Source organism: Acidovorax sp. KPB24-07, assembly GCF_057543315.1.
In genome coordinates this window covers 1-1,261 of sequence record NZ_BAAJYS010000666.1, presented here as the reverse complement: position 1 = coordinate 1,261, position 1,261 = coordinate 1, and the positions used below count along the sequence as shown (strand labels likewise).

Annotated in this window: 1 protein-coding gene; it reads left to right on the top strand. The window is 70.1% G+C overall.

The genetic code is table 11. The features are described from left to right. Positions 1–140 precede the first annotated feature (140 nt). On the top strand, positions 141–1,261 hold a 1,121-nt coding region (locus AC27IQ_RS24835), incomplete at its 3' end, for an MCP four helix bundle domain-containing protein (protein ID WP_487091196.1).

The following is a 1,261-nucleotide window of genomic DNA, read 5'->3' as shown; positions in this document are numbered from 1 at the left end:
TCAGCGGCCGCGGCGACGGGCGCTGGGCTCCTCAGGCGCGCGGGCCCGCGCCCAAGGGTTTGTGCCCTGCACAAGGCCACCCAACCATGCGCACCATGGAGACCTCTTTCCTGGGTTGTTGGAGCCAACGGAGATCGGCCATGAAGAATCTGCGCATTTCCCACAAGCTCTGGGGGGCTGTCGCCGCGATCGTGATCGCGCTGGCCGCCGTGGTCGGCACTTCGGCCTACCGCTCGGCCGCCACGCAGGCCCGCTCCGCGCAGGTCACGGCCGACATGGCCATGCGGGTGGAAGCGGCCCTGCGCTGGGCCGGGCTCACCGAGACCAATGCCGCGCGCACGCAGGCCGTCATCGTGAGCAGCGATCCGGCCGTGGAGGCGGAGTTCAAGGACCTGATCGCGGCCACGTCCGCGCAGATCACCGAGGTGCAGAAATCGCTGGAGGCCTTGCCGCTGTCAGAGGCCGACAAGGCGCAGATGGCCACCATCGCCAACGCGCGCAAGGTCACACTCGACCTGCGCACGCGGGCCCGCCAGCTGAAGGCCGGGGGACAGCAGGCCGAAGCCACCGCGCTGGTCAAGCAAAGCTACAACCCGGCCGTGTCCGCCTACCTGCAGACGCTGCGCGATTTCGTGCAGCTGCAGCAGCGCAATGCCCAGGCCGGGCAGCAGGCCGTGGCCGCGGAGCGGCTCGTGACCGTGCGCATGGGCGCCCTGGCCGTGGCGCTGCTGGTGGCGGGCATGGTGGCGGGGGCTTATTTTTTGATCCGCAGCATCCAGCAGCCGCTGGCCGAGGCCAACGCGCTGGCCGCGCGCATCGCGGGCGGTGACCTGAGTGGCACCCAGGCCTCGGTGCGGGGCGACGAGCTGGGCGACCTGCTGCGCTCGCTGCAGACCATGGGCGATTCGCTGGGTCGCGTGGTGCAGCAGGTGCGCCGCAGCACCGACAGCATCGCCATCGCCAGCGCGGAGATCGCCGCGGGCAACCAGGATCTGTCCGCGCGCACCGAGCAGACGTCCAGCAATCTGCAGCAGACGGCCGCGACCATGGAGCAGTTCTCCAGCACCCTGCAGCAAAGCGCCGGCAGCGCGCGCGAGGCCAGCGGTCTGGCCGAGGGCGCTTCGGGCGTGGCGCGGCGCGGCGGCGAGGTGGTGGCGCAGGTGGTGGCCACCATGGAGGAGATCCAGCAAAGCAGCCGCAAGATCGAGGACATCATCGGTGTGATCGATGGCATTGCCTTCCAGACCAACATCCTGGCGCT